This is a genomic window from Nitrincola schmidtii, from assembly GCF_008973715.1.
Lineage (GTDB): Bacteria > Pseudomonadota > Gammaproteobacteria > Pseudomonadales > Balneatricaceae > Nitrincola > Nitrincola schmidtii.
In genome coordinates, this window is the sequence record NZ_WBOL01000009.1 from 101265 (window position 1) to 117864 (window position 16600).

Consider the following 16600-nt stretch of genomic DNA (forward strand, 5'->3'; position numbering starts at 1 on the left):
TTATGCGTCATCCTGATTAGCAAGGCAGGTAGGGCAGGTTCCTAGCACTTCGATGGTTTCTTTATGAATACTAAATCCCATGTGCTTGGCCTGTTGATTTAGGGTTTGTTGAATGGGGTTGGCATCAATTTCCAAGGCTTGTTGACAAGATTCACAAATAAAGAAACAACCCGAATGTTCTTTGCCTGGATGATTGCAGCCCATGTAGGCATTTAACGAAGCCAATCGATGAACAAGCCCCTGCTCCTGTAAAAACTCAAGTGCCCTATAAACCGTAGGTGGAGCCGAGTTGAAACCTGCTTCAGCAAGCGCTGGAAGCAAATCATAAGCACCTAAGGGTTTGTGGCTTTGCCATATTAAGCGCAGTACAAGCTCGCGAATGGGTGTCAGACGTAGCTGTTGTTCGCGACATAAGGCTTTTGCGGCTGCTAGTGCATCATTGATACAGTGCTGGTGATTAGATGAACAAGCAAAACCCGAGTTAATTTCAGACATGGCAGATGCGATCCAAAGTGTTTTGTTATATTATAACCTAAATAAGTTAAAAACAGGATTAAGACTAACATGCCAAAATTTAAACACCTAGCCCGTAGTTTGCCAATGGCAGCACTGCTTCTTTTTGCTGGTCACACTCAAGCGCACCAAGTCGTTACCACTCTTAAACCCTTGCAGTTAATTGCATCGGCAGTAATGGATGGTGTTGCAGAGCCTGTGCAGCTTCTGCCTGATAATGCCTCCCCCCATAGCTTCTCTATGCGTCCTTCGGATATGCAAATTATTACCGATGCTGATGTGATCTTTTGGGTAGGTCCTGATATGGAGCAGTTTTTAGTCCGTCCATTACAGCGTACTGATGCAAAGATAGTACAACTTTATAAAGATGACGATGACCACGAACACGATCATGCTAAAGAGCACAGACATGATCAAGGCCATAACCATGATCATTCAGAAGAGCATAAGCACGATCATGGGCATGAAAATAAACATGACCATGGTCACAAGCATGACCATGACAAGCATGATCACAGTTCACATGGACATGATGATCATCACGATCATGATCACGATGCTCATATTTGGTTAGACCCTAAAAATGCAGCAGAAATAGCTGTTCGCATGACAGCGGCTTTAACCCGATTAATGCCGGAGCATGAACCACAGTTGATGCAAAATCTCGTAACCTTTAAAGAAAGGTTAGAAGAGCTGGATCTATCGATTAAAGCGCAATTAGAGCCAGTTCAGGAAAAGGGTTTCTTTGTCTTCCACGATGCATATGGGCACTTTGTTGATCATTATGCTTTGAATCAACTAGGCTACTTTACTGTTGATCCAGCACGTCAACCGGGTGCTCGTCATTTAGCGCAAATCCGTCAACAGCTTGATGCTGGTAATGCGGTGTGTGTGTTTAGCGAACCACAATTCACCAGCGCAGTGGTCGAAACCATTACGCGCGGTACCGGTGTTGGTCACGGTGTGCTGGATCCATTAGCCCGTGATTTTACGCCCTCTGCAACTGCATATCTTGAGTATCTTCAGCAGTTAGCTGATGCTTTTAGTGGTTGTTTAGAGGGATAATCTTTTTAGTTTAAAAGGCTTCACAAGCCTTGGTGGGGTGAGTATAATTCGCCCCACTCAAAACGCAGATGTGGTGGAATTGGTAGACACGCTAGCTTCAGGTGCTAGTGCCTTCACGGGCGTGGGAGTTCGAGTCTCCCCATCTGCACCATTCTTGATATTACCCGCACATTTATTAATTTAGTTTCTCGTTGCCTAATACATAGGAATCAATAACTAGGTTTCTAGTTATGTATGAAATTCGAGTTTTACTTATTAACAATCAAAAAAAAGCCCACTCAGTAAACTGAGCAGGCTGCTGCATAAATCTTAATTGGGTGAGTGAGGTGCTAACTAATCGGGTGAAGATCAGTTATTGCAGCTAAACAAATTGAGTGCGTAACTCAGTGCTTATACAACGTGTAAGCTAACTTGAACAATTACTGGCAAAATCGCGACTAAGAAACCGCCGACGATTAGCGCAATTGATGGAACAAGACCAATAGTTTCATAGGCTTCTTGATGTGCATGGCTCATATACTTCTCCAGTATTAAATACATAACTTTTAAAAAGTCAGTTTGATTGTTATGTATAAAGCAATATCAATGCCAATAATTTCCTTTGTCTCAGAAATTCTCGATAGGTATCTGATTTATATAAATTATGTATTGGATTTTCTGAAGTGGTTTGACAGGTGGGAGTGAAAAGTCAAGTGGGGAATATGACATTTATGACAGCGTTAAAAAGCTGCGTGTCGTAAATGTCATATGCATTAGGAGTGCATTGTCGATATTCGGCATCACTGATGAATTGGCTTGGTAAACAAATTATCAGACTTAGCTTAAACCACTGAAATTATGCTGTCTCAGTGCTTCATAGACAAGAATTGCAACCGTATTAGAAAGATTCAAGCTACGGCTACCAGGATGCATCGGAAGTCTTAACACTTGTTCAGAAGGAAGACTTTCTAGAATATCCATGGGTAGGCCTCGTGTTTCTGGACCAAACATGAAGCAGTCACCATCATCGAAGCTGACCTGGTGATAGTAGGCTTTCCCTTTGGTAGATAGGGCAAATATTCGCTTAGGCGCAACCTCTTTTTTGAATTGCTCAAAATCAGGCCATATTTTCACCTTGGCAAATTCATGATAATCCAACCCCGCGCGCCGTAATCCTTTTTCTTCCATCGAAAAGCCAAGAGGTTCGACTAAGTGTAATTGGCAGCCAGTATTAGCCGCTAAGCGAATAACATTACCTGTATTAGGCGGGATTTCGGGTTGAAACAATAGTATATGGATCATAGATACTGCTTAGTAAAGTCTTCCAAGGTGAGTGGGCGGCTAAAATAATACCCTTGGAAGGCATAACAACCAAAGCTTTCTAGCATTTTAAGTTGCTCTTCTGTTTCCACACCTTCAGCAATCACGGCAAGATCCATGCTTTTAGCTAAAGACACAATGGTTCGTGCAATGTCGGCATGATGTTGATCTTGCGACATATCTGTTACAAAGGACTTGTCAATTTTAAGTTGATCCAAAGGTAATCGTTTTAAATATGAAAGCGATGAGTAACCTGTACCGAAATCATCAAGTGAAAAACTAATGCCGTGCTCTTTAAGGGTGTCTATCTTGGCAACTGTTTCATCTACATCGTCTAGTAGCATACTTTCAGTAATTTCTAACTTTAATGTAGTTGGTTTAATGTTGTGTTTTTCGATGCATTCGAGAAGAGAGCTAACAAAGTTTTGTTGTTGAAACTGTTTTGGGCTTATATTCACAGCGAGTACTAAGTCTTTGCTCATATCAGATTGTTGCCAAATAGCCAGTTGACGACAGGATTCGTCTAACACCCACTGCCCAATTGGTAAAATAAGACCCGTTTCTTCCGCTACAGGAATAAACTCAACCGGAGATATAAAGCCTTTTTCAGGATGTTGCCAGCGCAATAACACTTCTGCACCAAAAAGATTACCATACTGGTCTACTTGAGGCTGGTATACCAAATGGAAGCCATTTTCTTGGATACACAAGCGTAAGTCTCTAGCAAGGGTTGCGAGTTCAGTTACTTTTACCTGCATTGCTGGATCAAAGAAGCGGTAGGTATTTCGTCCAGCAGCTTTGGCTTGGTACATAGCAAGGTCTGCTTGCTTTAGTAGTTCATCAATACCTTCTTCTCTGCCAATAAATAACGCAATACCAATACTGAGTGTGCTGAAATGTTCGATGGAATCAAACTTATAGGGTTTGCACAGGCTGTCTAATATCTTTTGACAAAGTTTTTCAACAAGAACACCTGCTTGTTCTCGGTCGTCTCCCATATCTTCAAGAAGGATAATGAACTCATCGCCACCTAGTCTAGCTACGGTATCTACACGTCGGACACAGGATGATAGACGCTCTGAAACCTGTTTAAGTAAAAGATCTCCAATATGATGTCCTCGGGTATCGTTTAAAGTTTTGAAATCATCCAAATCCAAATAGAGAATTGCCCCAAGCTTTTTACTACGTTGACTTCTTTCTAAAGCATGCTCTAGACGTTCCATTAACAACTGTCGATTGGGAAGCATTGTCAGTTGATCATAGAATGCTAGTTGACGTATTCTAATTTCAGCTTCTTTGCGATCAGTGACATCTAGTAATGTCACAACATAGTTAACGATGGTGTTGTCTTGCTCATTAAATACGGCAGATATACTGGTCCATTGTAAAAAACGATCGCCTGATTTTCGTTTACTCCATATTTCATCCTGCCAAACACCTTGATGTAATAGAGTTTTTTGAATCACATCAAAATCAATCTTGTCGTCTTTAATTTTAATGCTGTTTAGGTGTTTGCGGGTGATCTCTTCAGCTTCATATCCGGTAATACGAGTAAATGCTTGGTTGACGCGCAGGATGGTGCAATGAACGTCAGCAACGATCATGCCTTCACCAGACTCAAAAACCGTTGCTGCAACATTTAAATCATCGACCATGTGTTGCATTGCCTTGCCTACACGGTTGTATTCTGTAATGCCAGTGCCTTCAAATTTACTACCTTTCATTCCTTTCTGCGTTTCATCGATAAACTTCAATAAACGTGAAATAGCATGGCTGTGGCTAAGATGTAAAAGCCATCCTGCAAAAACAAGTAATCCCAAAAAGATCCCTGATAGAAATAGAAAGGATCGAACAAATTGTCCCGCTTGACTTAAAAATCGATCAGATCTCAGGCTAATTGATACAGATAATTCGCTAGGTTGGCCAAATAAATTTAACGTTTGATAGAGTCGATGTACCTCAGCAGCATCCAAGTCAGAAAAGTTTAATATAGCAACATCATCATTGTTATCAGCTTTAGTCGCGCTAAGTAATACTTCTCCATTATGATTATGTATCGCTATGTGGTCTACATCTGCTGAGCGAAGTAAATGTTGGATGAAATACCGATTCTGCCCAATGGCAAGCCCTGCAACCATATATCCCTGAAGTTGAATAGTTGCAGGATCAAAGATGGGCGTTGCCCGAATCAAAGCGGCACGTCTGTCAAAACCTATTTGTCGCCAGTTTGTTGTAAAAAGAATAGGTGAGTCAATCTGGGTTAAGGCATACTGAGAATCATATAATGGCATTCCCCCGTCAAAGAGCATTGTTCCATCTGGAGAAAGTAAAAAAAACAGATCCAGCATGGCTGCACTTTCAGAGTCTTGAAACATCAAGCTCATATCAGTTGAGAAGCGTCTAATTTCAGTTTCGTTAGATATCAGTGAAGCGAAAGAGTGATTGAAAGAAGCAACATCAAGATAGGTGTTTAGGATATCTAATCGATTTTCTATTAAACTTTGTACCGCTCTATGTCGTTGTTCAAGAGTATTCTGAATCTCTGCATTTAATTGAATTTGACTCGTACGAGCGGCATAAACAGAAGCAACTAAAAGTGCGAGTAAGCCAAGAGCACCAAATATAAGTGTTATTCGGGTGGTAAAGGTTAATGCCCATGGCTTACCTAAACGCATATTAATTCTCGTTTTCTATCGTAGTGATTAGTTCAAGATATTGGGAGCGATTATCTCTGATGAATCGATGTAATTCACTTTCATCCATAAACATCACAGGATGACGAATAACATCACGAATAACTTGAATAAGCCTTGGGTCAGCCACTGCTTGTTTGAGAGCATTCGCTAGGATTGTAAAATGATCTTCGGGTATGTTTTTAGGTACAGCTACGATTCTAAGAGATTGTGAACCTATGCCATAGCCTAGCTCTTGTAAGGTCGGTGTATCTGGGTGTTCGGAAAGCCTATTAACACTGACGGAAGCGATTACTTTCATTTGCTCGCTGTCAACGTAGCGGTTATGAGTTCCGCCGCTAAACGCCAGATCAACATCTTTTCCAAGAACTAAAGGAGCCATTCCTGCCCCTCCGGATACAGGGATGATCCTAATATTGAGACCTTCTTGTTCAGCGATCACGTTAATAAAATGTCGGTCTGTTAAGTTTTGTGAAGCGTAAAGAATTTCATCTTTTTGTTTGGCGTATTCTAGAAACTCAGTCCAACTAGAAAAAGGAGCATCACTGTATGTGACTAATGCATTCTGATCTTCTGAGATGGCACCCAAATAGCGAAAGTCATCAACTTCAAAAGCAGGTTGCGTATGAGGCGAATTAGTAATGGAAAGAGACGGAGTGAATAGCATGATGTAGCTTTCACTTTGACTTTGAGCAACCATTGCAGCAGCTATGCCGCCCCCTAGTCCTGATCTAACCTGAACCGTCACAGGTTGATTCAGTATATCAGTTAATACTTCAGCTAATGCTTCTGCTTGGGTAAACACAGTTCCACCACGATCAAAACCAATAAGCAACGTTAGAGGCTTACTGGGGAAGTCTTTGGCGGTAGCACATGCTGAATATAAAAGTATCTGTAATAACAGAAGAATCGCTACCTTTTTCATGCATTTAAACCTGTAGTTTTAGTATCAATTAACCCTTAAAAGCACTACAAAATAAAGGTGTATGTTAAAGCTATGTTTAAATATGATCTTAGCTGTATTTATTTCATTTTGCTAACGCTTCTTTTTAATTTCATGCAATTATCCATTAGTCATTGTTCATGTGATTGGACATCAAGCGCATAATATTTAGCTGTTGAAGTTGTAACGAAGCACGGAGTTCTTCACCTTTAATAAACAAACGAGGTTGTCGAATAACATTCTCAGTTACATCAATGAATCGAGGGTCATCTATCATCGCTTCAAGTGCGATAGTTAATTTTTCAATTTGGTAATCGGGGGTGTTCTTTGGGGCTGCTATTAAGCTTACTGATTGAATCCTCAATATATACCCAAGTTCTTGAAGCGTTGGTACGTTAGGGTAGTGTATTAGTCTTTCGCTTCCTGTAGTCGCTAGTACACGCATTTCTCCTGAATCTGTAAAGCGTGCATGTGTACCACCGCTGAAAGCAAGATCAACATCGCCAGATAAAACAAGAGGTGTCATTCCAGCGCCTCCCGACACAGGAATAATGCGGACACTGAAACCCTCTTGCTTTGCTATCTCTTGGATTATTAAACGATCAGTTAAGTTTTGAGAGGCATAGCGTATCTCGCCTTTTTCTTGTGCGAAGCTAATAAACTCATCCCAAGTACTGTAAGTCGCATGATGACTGGTAATAAGTGCATGTTGATCAGCTAACACAGAGCCAATAAAAATAAAGTCATCGATTTCATAGGATGCTTGGAGCCTGATAGGATAGTCAGTAATAGCAAAGGAAGGTGTTAAAAGCAGTATGTAACCTTTACTATTACTATTTGCAAGCATTGCTGCTGCTGTTCCTCCACCATGTCCAGATCGAGCTTCAATATTAACAGGTTGGCCCAGTTTGTCAGAAAGGACTTCTGCAACCGTTTCTGCAAGCGTGTACATGGTGCCGCCTTTTTCAAAACCGAGTAAGAGTGTTACCGGGCGACTTGGGAAGTCGTTCGCAATTGCTGGAACAGACAAAATGTAGAGGCTAATTATTACAAAAACTAATACCTTCATTGATGGTAATCTCAAGAGTTTGTCAGTAATTGGAAATAACAACTTTAATGATTAGACCTTAGATAAAAATGTATATTTCCACAATGTATATTTTTAATCTTGAGAATTTTGTTTGGTTATTAAGCGCAGTAATTGCTGTTCTTGGGAGTGTAGAAATAACTTTAAGTCATTGTCTTTAAATGTTAATAGTGGTTGTCTAATGACATTTTCTGTTACATGTATAAAACGATCGTCATTGATTACTTGTTTAACTTTTTTGGATAAAATATCTATTTGATATTGAGGAGTGTTTTGTGGTGCAGCAATTAGCCTGACAGATTGCATGCCTAGATCGTATCCAAGCTCATGCAGACTTGGAACCTCAGGGTAATGTTTTAGTCGATCTACTCCAGTTGCTGCGAGGACTCGCATTTCGCCTGAATCAGTATAGCGACTATGTGTACCACCGCTGAAGGCGAGTTCTACGTCACCAGAAAGAATTAAGGGTGCCATTCCGGCGCCACCTGATACAGGAATTACTCTAACTTTAAATCCCTCTTTTTCGGCGATTTCCTGAATAATTAAACGGTCAGTGAGGTTCTGAGAGGCATAGCGAATTTCAGTTTGTTGACGTGCATAGTCTAAGAAGCCAGCCCAGTCGTCAAATGGTGTCCATTGACTGGTAACAAACGCGTGTTGATCGGCAGATATAGCTGCTATATAACTAAAATCATCGATTTTATAGGAGACCTGAAGACGAGCAGGATAATCAGTCAAAGGAAAAGAAGGGGTGAACAATAATATGTACCCTTCGCTTTTACTACTGGCGATCATTGCCGCAGCCGTGCCACCGCCATGCCCTGCTCTAGTCTCAAGAGTGACTGGTTGGCCAAGTTTTTCGGATAAAATTTCAGCTAGAGTGACTGCTTGTGTAAATAATGTGCCGCCTTGTTCAAAGCCAATCAGGAGAGTAACAGGACGGCTAGGGAAATCGCTTTCTGAAAAACTAGCTCCTGAAAGTATTAGCATCAGAATAAATGTTATAAGGCGTTTCAGCACTAGGAGCCTCATGAATAGGTTTGAGTAGGGTTAATTATTAATAGTCTGGTACAGAAATGACTTGCTTTCAACTCAACCTATTTTGAGACAGTTTTGGAACCATTTGCCTATCTGTTTGATCTGTTCAAGACAAACAGAATGCGGCATGGGATAGCTCACATAATCCACTTTATAGTTTAGCCCGGTTAAATGGATTTTGGCCTTGGTGCCTAAGCTTTCAGGAACAATATCGTCATGACTGCCATGCATGATTAAGATAGGTATGTTTTGATTCGCTGGATGCTTACGAATGGTTTTCTCAGTGGCAAAGTAGGTTGATAGCGCTAATAGACCGCCTAGAGCCTCAGGAAAGCTGAGAGCTACCTGATATGCCACCGCTCCTCCTTGGGAAAATCCTGCGACGATGATTCGCTCCGCAGGAATCCCTAGATCAATTTGCTGATTAATGATTTTTACGATTTCATCAGCGGATGAGTTTAGTTGTTCAATATCAATTTTGCGTTCCAATTGCATTTCTAAAATGTCATACCAAGCAGGCATCACCATGCCACCATTGATGGTCACAGGAATTTCCGGGGCGTGAGGAAAGATAAATCGGGTTGCGAGTGATACAGGTAGGTTTAGTTCTGGAACAACCGGTGCAAAATCATGCCCATCTGCTCCTAACCCGTGTAACCAGATGACGCAGCTATCGGCAGGTTGTTTCGGCTCAAGGGTTAGGTTAGGTAGCATGATGGAACTCCAAATGTTGAAATATATACTTAATCAATGATGTAGTTATTTTTACCAGCAGCTTTTGCTCGGTACATGGCTTGATCAACTTGGTTCAGTAATGATTGATGATCATGTTGAGTATCTGGGTTGTTCAACCTTGCCCCAATACTAGCCGAAATTTGAATGGAGAGTTGGTCAATTAAAATTGGCATAGCAACAGACTTCAATAGTCTTTGTGCAACGAACTCTAGCTCCTGTTTATTTATGTTTTGCATCAATACAACGAACTCATCACCACCTATTCTCGATAAAGTATCGATTTCTCGTAACTCTTTCCGCATTCGTTTTGAGACAGCTTTAAGTAATTCGTCTCCAACACCATGACCAAACTGGTCATTTACTTGTTTAAATCCATCAAGATCAATGAATAACAGTGCAAAGGTGGATTGATGTCGACGACTGTAGGCTAACGTTTGCTGAAGTCGGTCTAGAAGTAAGCTTCTATTAGGTAGCCCAGTCAGTGCATCATAATTAGCCATTTGATTAAGTGCCAAAATACTGTTGTGTAACTGTTGTTCTACCTCTCTACGTTCAGCTAAAAAGGCATTTAATAACAGTGCAGTAATCGACAAAATGACCATGAACCCCCAGTAACTTATTAAGCTAGCACTCAAGTCTTCTGCATGAAAAGCTCCTAGGCCTTGATAGGCGCCCATGATCGCTATCCCTCCAATCATGATAATCAGTATTGACACCATGCGTTGATGAAATCGCAGCGATGACCAGATTACCAGTGGGAATAGCCAATAAGGTTCAGCAACCAGGTCTAGCCAAAGTTGTTTTGGGGCATCTAGTTGTAAGCGTCCAAGATCAAAAAAAATGATACAAGAAATCAAAAATGTAAGGCTAAATAGACTGACTAGTTCAAATAATCTTTCTTCGAAAATCGAGCTGTTACTCATCAAGGTGCGGCGTGTTTTGATGAAGTCCGCCCATAGAAGTATTGCTGGAGTTAAAAGTACAACACCTAGCACATCCCCTAGCCACCAGGTTGCCATTGTAGGAACAATGTCATTGGCTTCAATAATACCTCTAATCAATAGCATACTTGTACCAGCTAGTGGCGAAATAACGCAACCAATTAGTCCGCCGTACACAAAAATATGTAATGTATCTTTGAGCCGAGTTAAGCGCTTATCGAAGTTGTTAATATTTCCAATGAGTTTGCTGCCCAGCCATGCACTGCCTGCTGAACCGCATGCCCCAATCAGGCTACTAAACAGCGGGTCTCCCAAAATAAGGTTGGCCGTAAGAGAGCCTATTAAGACCGATAGTAAAAATACCCTGCCACCTAGTAGAACGATAGCGAGTGCGTAACCGGTTGTTAAGTAAAATAGAGTAGCTCCGCGATCTGGAGAAAACAGGGTTAAAATAATCCACGTTAAAAGCAGGTAAAGAAAGGTCGCTAGAAAAATCTTGATAAGCACTAAATTAGTAACGGCAAATGAGGGCCGGCTTGCTTCATGCATATTTATTTACCAATTGAGGTGTATGCGTTTGAGTGTAGTGCCGAGTGATCCGGAATTAAACGCTTAGAGCGTAAAACAATGTGACGAGATTGTTTGATATCGTGTTTCATAAACAAAAAAAGCCTGCATTTGAGTGCAAGCTTTTAAAGTAATGGTGCCCGGAGGCGGAATCGAACCACCGACACGAGGATTTTCAATCCTCTGCTCTACCGACTGAGCTATCCGGGCTAACCGAGGCGCGTATTAAAATAAATTTAAGCGCTTACGTCAACACCTTTATCAATTTTCTGCAAATATTTTCAATATTGATCACTAACTAAGCAGTTTTCGACAGCCAGTTGTCGATAGGCTGTTGTTGAGTGATGCAATGGATATTTCCACCGCCCAGAAGAATCTCTCGTCCCGGCACTTGAATCACTCGATGATCCGGGCAAAGTGATTGGATTATCTCTTTAGCCACACTATCCATTGGGTCATCAAATGCAGGCATGACGATTCCACCATTACAGAACAAGAAGTTGATGTAGCTGCCAGCTAGGCGATTACCTTCCCTTCTAGGTTGGGTGGCATCAATAGGGTCGACTCCAGCGGCCTCTTCTGCAGTCATGTATAAGGGACCTGGCACAGGCAGCTTATGCACCTTGATTGGCCGCCCTTGCGCGTCTGTTTGCTGGCTTAAGTATTCTAATGCTGCCACTGAGTGAGCATATTGAGGGTCGCTTGAGTCATCCGTCCAAGCAAGTAGTACTTCACCGGGGGCAATAAAGCAGGCAACGTTGTCGATATGTTCGTCGGTTTCATCGTCTACTATGCCGCGCGGTAACCAAAGTACTTTTTCGATGCCGAGATATTCCCGCATCCGCTCTTCAATCTGCTCTTTAGTGAGTTCAGGATTACGGTTTGAATTGAGTAAGCAGTATTCGGTGGTCAGTAGAGTCCCTTCTCCATCGACATGAATGGCTCCTCCTTCCAATATGATATCAGCACGGTAGCGATCGATACCCTCAATTTGCAGCACTTTACGAGCGACTAAATCATCCTGGTCCCAAGGGAAGTACAAGCCACCTTGCAAGCCTCCCCAGGCATTGAACACCCAATCGATGCCTCTGACTTTACCCGCTGCATTGCGAACAAAGGTAGGGCCAGTGTCACGCATCCAAGCATCATTGTTACTGATCTCGACAATCCGTATGGCGGGATATTCAGCTAAGTGTGCGGCTGCATTTTCATATTGTCGAGCGGAGACTCCTATCGTGACCGGTTCAAACTCGGCAATAGCCTTTGCCACGTTGCAGAACGCGTTCTGTGCCAGTTTTGCACCTAAACGCCAGTTATCAGTGCGCTCAGGCCAAATCATCCAGGTTTGCTTGTGTGGCTGCCATTCCGCTGGCATGCTAAAACCATCGGCTTGCGGAGTACTGCTAAGAGTGACACTTGCCATTACCAAGTTTCTCCATCTTTGCTCAACAGCACAGGGAAAAGGTCGGTACGACGATCACGGTAGACCCCCCAGCTATGGCGTTTATGAGCAATGGCATCTAAATCAAAGTTGTGAACTAAAACGCCTGTATCGTTGCGATCAAATTCTTGTACACGTTTTCCGGTTTCATCGGCAATAAATGAAGATCCATAAAAAGTGATGGAAGAGTCACCTTCGGTTTCACGCCCTGTTCGGTTACTGGCAATTAACGGAACCAAATTCGCACCCGCATGCCCGCATTGAACGGTTTGCCAATGGTCACGAGAATCTAATCCAGTGTCATGGGGTTCACTGCCAATTGCCGTTGGATAAAACAGCAGTTCTGCACCCATTAATGCCATGGCACGAGCACACTCTGGATACCATTGATCCCAGCAGATACCAACACCGATACGAGCGTAAGCAGTGTCCCAAACCTCAAATCCAGTATCGCCTGGGGTGAAGTAAAATTTCTCCGAATAGCCCGGGCCATCTGGTATGTGGCTTTTACGATAGATGCCTAGAATGCTTCCATCAGCGTCAATAATGGCAATACTGTTGTAAAACGCATTATTACAACGTTCATAGAAGCTGATAGGTAATACCACTTGAAGTTCAGCTGCAAGCGCACTGAAATGAGCGATAGCAGGATTCTCTTCAATAGTTGTGGCAAATTTCAGATAATCATAAATCTGTTTTTGACAGAAATAGCAGCGTTCGAATAGTTCTTGTAACAGGATAATCTGAGCACCTTGTGCATGTGCTTCTCTTACCAATGCTTCAGCGTGACTAATATTTTCTTCTACATCCCAACCACAAGCCATTTGTGTGGCGGCAACTGTGACATTACGCATAAATAAACTCCTGATCAGATCCCTAACTTATCTCTAAGGGTGTAGTAGGTTGCCCCCAAAGCGGTAAAGGGAATACGGAATAATCGACCACCTGGGAAAGGATAATGCGGTAGGCTGGCAAAGGCATCCAGACGCTCTGCTTGACCTTGAATCGCGAGTGCCAAAGCTTTTCCAGCGACATGGGTAAAGGTGACACCATGGCCTGAGCAGCCTTGGGAGTAATAGACATTGCTACCAATTCTGCCCATTTGCGGTAAACGAGACAGGGTTAACAAAAAATTACCTGTCCAAGTATATTCAATTTTAACCTTCTCTAACTCTGGGAAGGTTTTTAACATTTTAGGGCGAATAATGCGTTCAATATCATCGGGGTCGCGTGCGCCATAAATCACGCCGCCGCCATAGATAAGGCGCTTGTCACCTGACAGTCGATAGTAATCCAGCAGGTAGTTACAGTCTTCTACACAATAATCTTGTGGAAGCAGACGAGCAGCCACCTCTTCACTCAAGGGTTCAGTGGTAATCACTTGTGTGCCGCATGGCATCGATTTTGAGGCGAGTTGAGGCAGCAGGTCACCTAAGTAAGCATTACCAGCAACCACGGCAAAGCGGGCTTTCACAGAGCCGTTAGCGGTAACCAGTTGAACGGGTTCACCCTGTTTTATGTCAGTAACCGCAGAGTGTTCGTAAATAACACCACCCAGTGATTCCAGTGCAGCTGCTTCACCGAGTGCTAGATTTAATGGATGAATATGTCCACCTCGATGGTCCAGTGCTCCGCCGACATAACGATCGGTATCGACGACAGAGCGAATACCATTAGCATCCAGAATTTCTAATTGGTCATAGCCAAAGCGCTTCCATAAAGCTTGTTGTGCTTCAAGGTGCTTGATCTGTTGACCGGTAATGGCGGCAAAGACTCCGCCATCTTTTAAGTCGCACTGAATGTCATATTGCTGAACACGATCACGAATGATCTGTCCGCCCTCAAAGGCCATCTCAGCTAAAAGTTTTAGATTACCCGCAGAGGTTTGTTTTTCAATGGTGTCTAAGTCGCGGCTATAACTATTTACAATTTGTCCACCGTTACGACCAGACGCTCCCCAGCCAACAGTGGCGGCTTCAAGTACGACAACTTTAAAACCTGCCTCAGCTAAAAAGAGCGCCGTCGAAAGCCCTGTATAACCTGCACCAATGATGCAGACATCTGCTTCAATATGCTCTCGAAGTGCTGGGCGTTCGGGAACGGGATTGGCAGAAGCGGCATAGTAGGATGGAACCGGTTCAAATGCTGTCATTACAACCTCTCTTTACAAATAATATTCAGTCTATGCTAGAAAAACGTTTCTTTAAAGCGGGTTACAGTTGGAATTTACCTGCTATGATATTGCTATATCTTCAGCTGATGAGGTTCTTATGTCCACAATAAAAACACGTGACGCTTGGGAAGCCATGGCGGCGTCTCTTTCAATTAATGGTCAAGCCTTTATTAATGGCCAATATTGCGATGCTGTTTCAGGTGAAACCTTTGCATCCATCAGTCCTTTGGACGGTAAGGTTCTTGCGCAGGTCGCTTCTTGCGATCAAGCCGATGTTGATTTGGCCGTGCAAGTAGCGCGTAAAAGTTTTGAATCCGGTGTTTGGCGTGATGCCGCCCCCACACGTCGTAAAAAAGTGTTGCTACGCTTTGCAGAGCTTATTCTAGAGCATAAAGAAGAGCTGGCATTGCTTGAAACCCTAGATATGGGTAAGCCCATTAATCACTCATTGAAAGGTGATGTCCCAGCTACCGCTCGTGCGATGAGTTGGACCGCTGAAGCGATCGATAAAGTTTATGATGAGTTAGCGCCTACTCCGGCTAATCAGATTGGTATGGTTACTCGTGAGCCTATCGGTGTCGTCGGTGCTATCGTGCCTTGGAATTTCCCATTGATCATGGCGTCATGGAAGTTGGCGCCCGCATTAGCAACCGGTAACTCAGTTATTTTAAAACCTTCTGAAAAGTCTCCGTTGACGGCGATTCGTCTTGCGGCATTAGCAAAAGAAGCCGGTATTCCTGATGGGGTTTTTAATGTCTTACCGGGTTATGGTCATACTGCAGGTAAGGCACTTGCGCTGCATATGGATGTTGATTGTTTGGTATTCACTGGATCCACGGGTATTGCTAAGCAATTAATGATCTATGCAGGCGAATCCAATATGAAGCGTGTTTGGCTGGAAGCGGGTGGTAAAAGCCCTAATATTGTTTTTGCTGATGCCCCAGACTTGGATCGTGCCGCTGCAGAGGCTGCTTCAGCGATTGCTTATAACCAGGGTGAAGTCTGTACTGCCGGTACACGTCTGCTAGTCGAAGATAGCATTAAAGATGTTTTTGTAGCAAAAGTGGTCGAAGCCCTGAAAAAGTGGCAACCCGGTCATCCGCTGGATCCGAAAACCACCTGTGGCGCTATCGTCGATAAAGCTCAACTTGAGCGGATTATTCATTATATTGAAGCCGGTAAGAATGAAGGCGCTGACTTAGCAACCGGCGGTCATCAAGTCATGCAAGAAACCGGTGGTTGTTTTGTTCAGCCAACGGTTTTTAATAATGTGCATAACAAAATGACGATTGCTGCGGAAGAAATTTTTGGCCCCGTGCTATCTGTTATCCCATTCACTAGTGTTGAAGAAGCCATCGCTATTGCCAATGATAGTATTTATGGTTTGGCAGCCGGTGTATGGACAGCTGACATCAACAAAGCACACAAAACTGCTAAAGCGCTTCGTGCTGGCAGTGTGTGGATTAACCATTATGATGGTGGCGATATGACCGCGCCTTTCGGTGGCTTTAAGCAATCGGGGAATGGTCGTGATAAGTCATTGCACGCATTCGATAAGTACACTGAGTTAAAAGCTACTTGGATTGAACTTTACTGATTGTAAGTACTTACTTCTTTCAAGGGGCAGTTAAATTAACTTGCCCCTTTTTACCAAGGTTGGCTTAACGCCTAGCCAAACTGCTTGTTTAGCCACGCAATAATATCGTTAGACTCGTACATCCATGTTACCTGTCCTTGATCATCGGTGATTTGCAAACAGGGTACAGTCACTTTTCCACCACCCGCTTGAAGTGCTTGTCGATGCGCAGGATCATGTTGTGTATCACGAATTTCAATATTAAGCCCTAAGCGAGCAATCTCTTTGCGTACTTTGATACAAAAAGGACAGGCTTGGAATTGATAGAGTGCGAGTTTATCAGTGGCAGTATCGACGATTGCTTGTTGTTCAGGAGAACGTGAGATGGCTACTTTAGGTGTGGTTAGCTTTTCCATTAGCAACATAATCGGCGTTAGGATGATACGAAGAAGGCGAAAGAAAGTTCGGATAACAATGCGCATGGTAAACCTGTTTTGTTTGGGAACGCTTTGGTTCCATCAATATGAAT

Annotated in this window: 15 protein-coding genes and 2 tRNA genes; 3 read left to right on the plus strand and 14 right to left on the minus strand. The window is 42.9% G+C overall.

Annotation, left to right across the window (positions count from 1 at the left end; all coding sequences use genetic code 11):
* A complete protein-coding gene (locus tag F7R24_RS09495; protein WP_151671018.1) occupies positions 1 to 495 on the minus strand; it encodes a Fur family transcriptional regulator in 495 nt (164 codons plus the stop codon).
* A gap of 69 nt (positions 496 to 564) precedes the next feature.
* Between F7R24_RS09495 and znuA the strand changes: the two genes are divergently transcribed.
* Positions 565 to 1578, plus strand: coding sequence for a zinc ABC transporter substrate-binding protein ZnuA (znuA, locus tag F7R24_RS09500; protein ID WP_151671019.1), 1014 nt, complete (start codon positions 565 to 567; stop codon positions 1576 to 1578).
* Between the two features lie 64 nt (positions 1579 to 1642).
* Positions 1643 to 1729 (plus strand) — tRNA-Leu (locus tag F7R24_RS09505).
* A gap of 239 nt (positions 1730 to 1968) precedes the next feature.
* On the opposite strand, the gene F7R24_RS14920 is transcribed toward F7R24_RS09505, so the two are convergent.
* The 12 genes from F7R24_RS14920 to F7R24_RS09560 all read right to left on the minus strand — a co-directional run bounded on the left by F7R24_RS14920 (position 1969) and on the right by F7R24_RS09560 (position 14474).
* Entirely contained in the window at positions 1969 to 2094 is a 126-nt protein-coding gene (locus F7R24_RS14920) for a hypothetical protein (RefSeq protein ID WP_276613249.1), read from the minus strand.
* Between the two features lie 300 nt (positions 2095 to 2394).
* Positions 2395 to 2859 (minus strand): tRNA (uridine(34)/cytosine(34)/5-carboxymethylaminomethyluridine(34)-2'-O)-methyltransferase TrmL, encoded by a 465-nt coding sequence (trmL, locus tag F7R24_RS09510; RefSeq protein ID WP_151671020.1) that lies wholly within the window; start codon positions 2857 to 2859, stop codon positions 2395 to 2397.
* The gene (locus tag F7R24_RS09515) at positions 2856 to 5552 is read right to left on the minus strand and encodes an EAL domain-containing protein (RefSeq protein WP_151671021.1); all 2697 of its coding nucleotides are present in this window, start codon (positions 5550 to 5552) and stop codon (positions 2856 to 2858) included. Before F7R24_RS09515 ends, trmL begins: the two co-directional genes overlap by 4 nt.
* 1 nt (position 5553) lies before the next feature.
* A complete protein-coding gene (locus F7R24_RS09520; protein WP_151671022.1) occupies positions 5554 to 6495 on the minus strand; it encodes a tripartite tricarboxylate transporter substrate binding protein in 942 nt (313 codons plus the stop codon).
* Between the two features lie 145 nt (positions 6496 to 6640).
* Positions 6641 to 7582 carry a tripartite tricarboxylate transporter substrate binding protein gene (locus F7R24_RS09525; RefSeq protein WP_151671023.1) on the minus strand — a complete coding sequence of 314 codons (942 nt, stop codon included), beginning with the start codon at positions 7580 to 7582 and terminating at the stop codon, positions 6641 to 6643.
* Between the two features lie 93 nt (positions 7583 to 7675).
* Positions 7676 to 8620 (minus strand): tripartite tricarboxylate transporter substrate-binding protein, encoded by a 945-nt coding sequence (locus tag F7R24_RS09530; RefSeq protein WP_168926809.1) that lies wholly within the window; start codon positions 8618 to 8620, stop codon positions 7676 to 7678.
* A 72-nt stretch (positions 8621 to 8692) separates the two neighbouring features.
* Entirely contained in the window at positions 8693 to 9352 is a 660-nt protein-coding gene (locus F7R24_RS09535) for an alpha/beta hydrolase (protein ID WP_151671025.1), read from the minus strand.
* Positions 9353 to 9381: 29 nt separating this feature from the next.
* Positions 9382 to 10863, minus strand: coding sequence for a diguanylate cyclase domain-containing protein (locus F7R24_RS09540; RefSeq protein WP_151671026.1), 1482 nt, complete (start codon positions 10861 to 10863; stop codon positions 9382 to 9384).
* Between the two features lie 152 nt (positions 10864 to 11015).
* Positions 11016 to 11091, minus strand: a tRNA-Phe gene (locus F7R24_RS09545).
* Between the two features lie 88 nt (positions 11092 to 11179).
* Positions 11180 to 12304, minus strand: coding sequence for an agmatine deiminase (gene aguA / locus F7R24_RS09550; protein WP_151671027.1), 1125 nt, complete (start codon positions 12302 to 12304; stop codon positions 11180 to 11182).
* Complete coding sequence (gene aguB / locus F7R24_RS09555) at positions 12304 to 13176, minus strand: N-carbamoylputrescine amidase (protein WP_151671028.1); 873 nt, start codon at positions 13174 to 13176, stop codon at positions 12304 to 12306. The genes aguA and aguB overlap by 1 nt, the downstream gene beginning before the upstream one ends.
* A 14-nt stretch (positions 13177 to 13190) precedes the next feature.
* Positions 13191 to 14474, minus strand: a complete 1284-nt coding sequence (locus F7R24_RS09560; RefSeq protein WP_151671029.1) for an NAD(P)/FAD-dependent oxidoreductase — start codon at positions 14472 to 14474, stop codon at positions 13191 to 13193.
* A gap of 118 nt (positions 14475 to 14592) precedes the next feature.
* Here F7R24_RS09560 and F7R24_RS09565 point away from each other — a divergent pair, with 118 nt between their 5' ends.
* Positions 14593 to 16092: an aldehyde dehydrogenase gene (locus F7R24_RS09565; protein WP_151671030.1), complete on the plus strand. Its 1500-nt coding sequence runs from the start codon at positions 14593 to 14595 to the stop codon at positions 16090 to 16092.
* A 71-nt stretch (positions 16093 to 16163) separates the two neighbouring features.
* On the opposite strand, the gene F7R24_RS09570 is transcribed toward F7R24_RS09565, so the two are convergent.
* Entirely contained in the window at positions 16164 to 16553 is a 390-nt protein-coding gene (locus F7R24_RS09570; protein ID WP_151671031.1) for a glutaredoxin family protein, read from the minus strand.
* Positions 16554 to 16600 lie beyond the last annotated feature (47 nt).

Excerpts from the sequence above, each read along its gene's own strand:
- F7R24_RS14920 (WP_276613249.1), bottom strand. The coding sequence starts at position 2,094 with ATGAGCCATGCACATCAAGAAGCCTATGAAACTATTGGTCTTGTTCCA.
- F7R24_RS09525 (WP_151671023.1), bottom strand. The coding sequence starts at position 7,582 with ATGAAGGTATTAGTTTTTGTAATAATTAGCCTCTACATTTTGTCTGTT.
- F7R24_RS09515 (WP_151671021.1), bottom strand. The coding sequence starts at position 5,552 with ATGCGTTTAGGTAAGCCATGGGCATTAACCTTTACCACCCGAATAACA.
- F7R24_RS09540 (WP_151671026.1), bottom strand. The coding sequence starts at position 10,863 with ATGCATGAAGCAAGCCGGCCCTCATTTGCCGTTACTAATTTAGTGCTT.
- F7R24_RS09570 (WP_151671031.1), bottom strand. The coding sequence starts at position 16,553 with ATGCGCATTGTTATCCGAACTTTCTTTCGCCTTCTTCGTATCATCCTA.
- F7R24_RS09560 (WP_151671029.1), bottom strand. The coding sequence starts at position 14,474 with ATGACAGCATTTGAACCGGTTCCATCCTACTATGCCGCTTCTGCCAAT.
- trmL (WP_151671020.1), bottom strand. The coding sequence starts at position 2,859 with ATGATCCATATACTATTGTTTCAACCCGAAATCCCGCCTAATACAGGT.
- F7R24_RS09535 (WP_151671025.1), bottom strand. The coding sequence starts at position 9,352 with ATGCTACCTAACCTAACCCTTGAGCCGAAACAACCTGCCGATAGCTGC.
- F7R24_RS09520 (WP_151671022.1), bottom strand. The coding sequence starts at position 6,495 with ATGAAAAAGGTAGCGATTCTTCTGTTATTACAGATACTTTTATATTCA.
- aguB (WP_151671028.1), bottom strand. The coding sequence starts at position 13,176 with ATGCGTAATGTCACAGTTGCCGCCACACAAATGGCTTGTGGTTGGGAT.
- znuA (WP_151671019.1), top strand. The coding sequence starts at position 565 with ATGCCAAAATTTAAACACCTAGCCCGTAGTTTGCCAATGGCAGCACTG.
- F7R24_RS09495 (WP_151671018.1), bottom strand. The coding sequence starts at position 495 with ATGTCTGAAATTAACTCGGGTTTTGCTTGTTCATCTAATCACCAGCAC.
- F7R24_RS09565 (WP_151671030.1), top strand. The coding sequence starts at position 14,593 with ATGTCCACAATAAAAACACGTGACGCTTGGGAAGCCATGGCGGCGTCT.
- aguA (WP_151671027.1), bottom strand. The coding sequence starts at position 12,304 with ATGGCAAGTGTCACTCTTAGCAGTACTCCGCAAGCCGATGGTTTTAGC.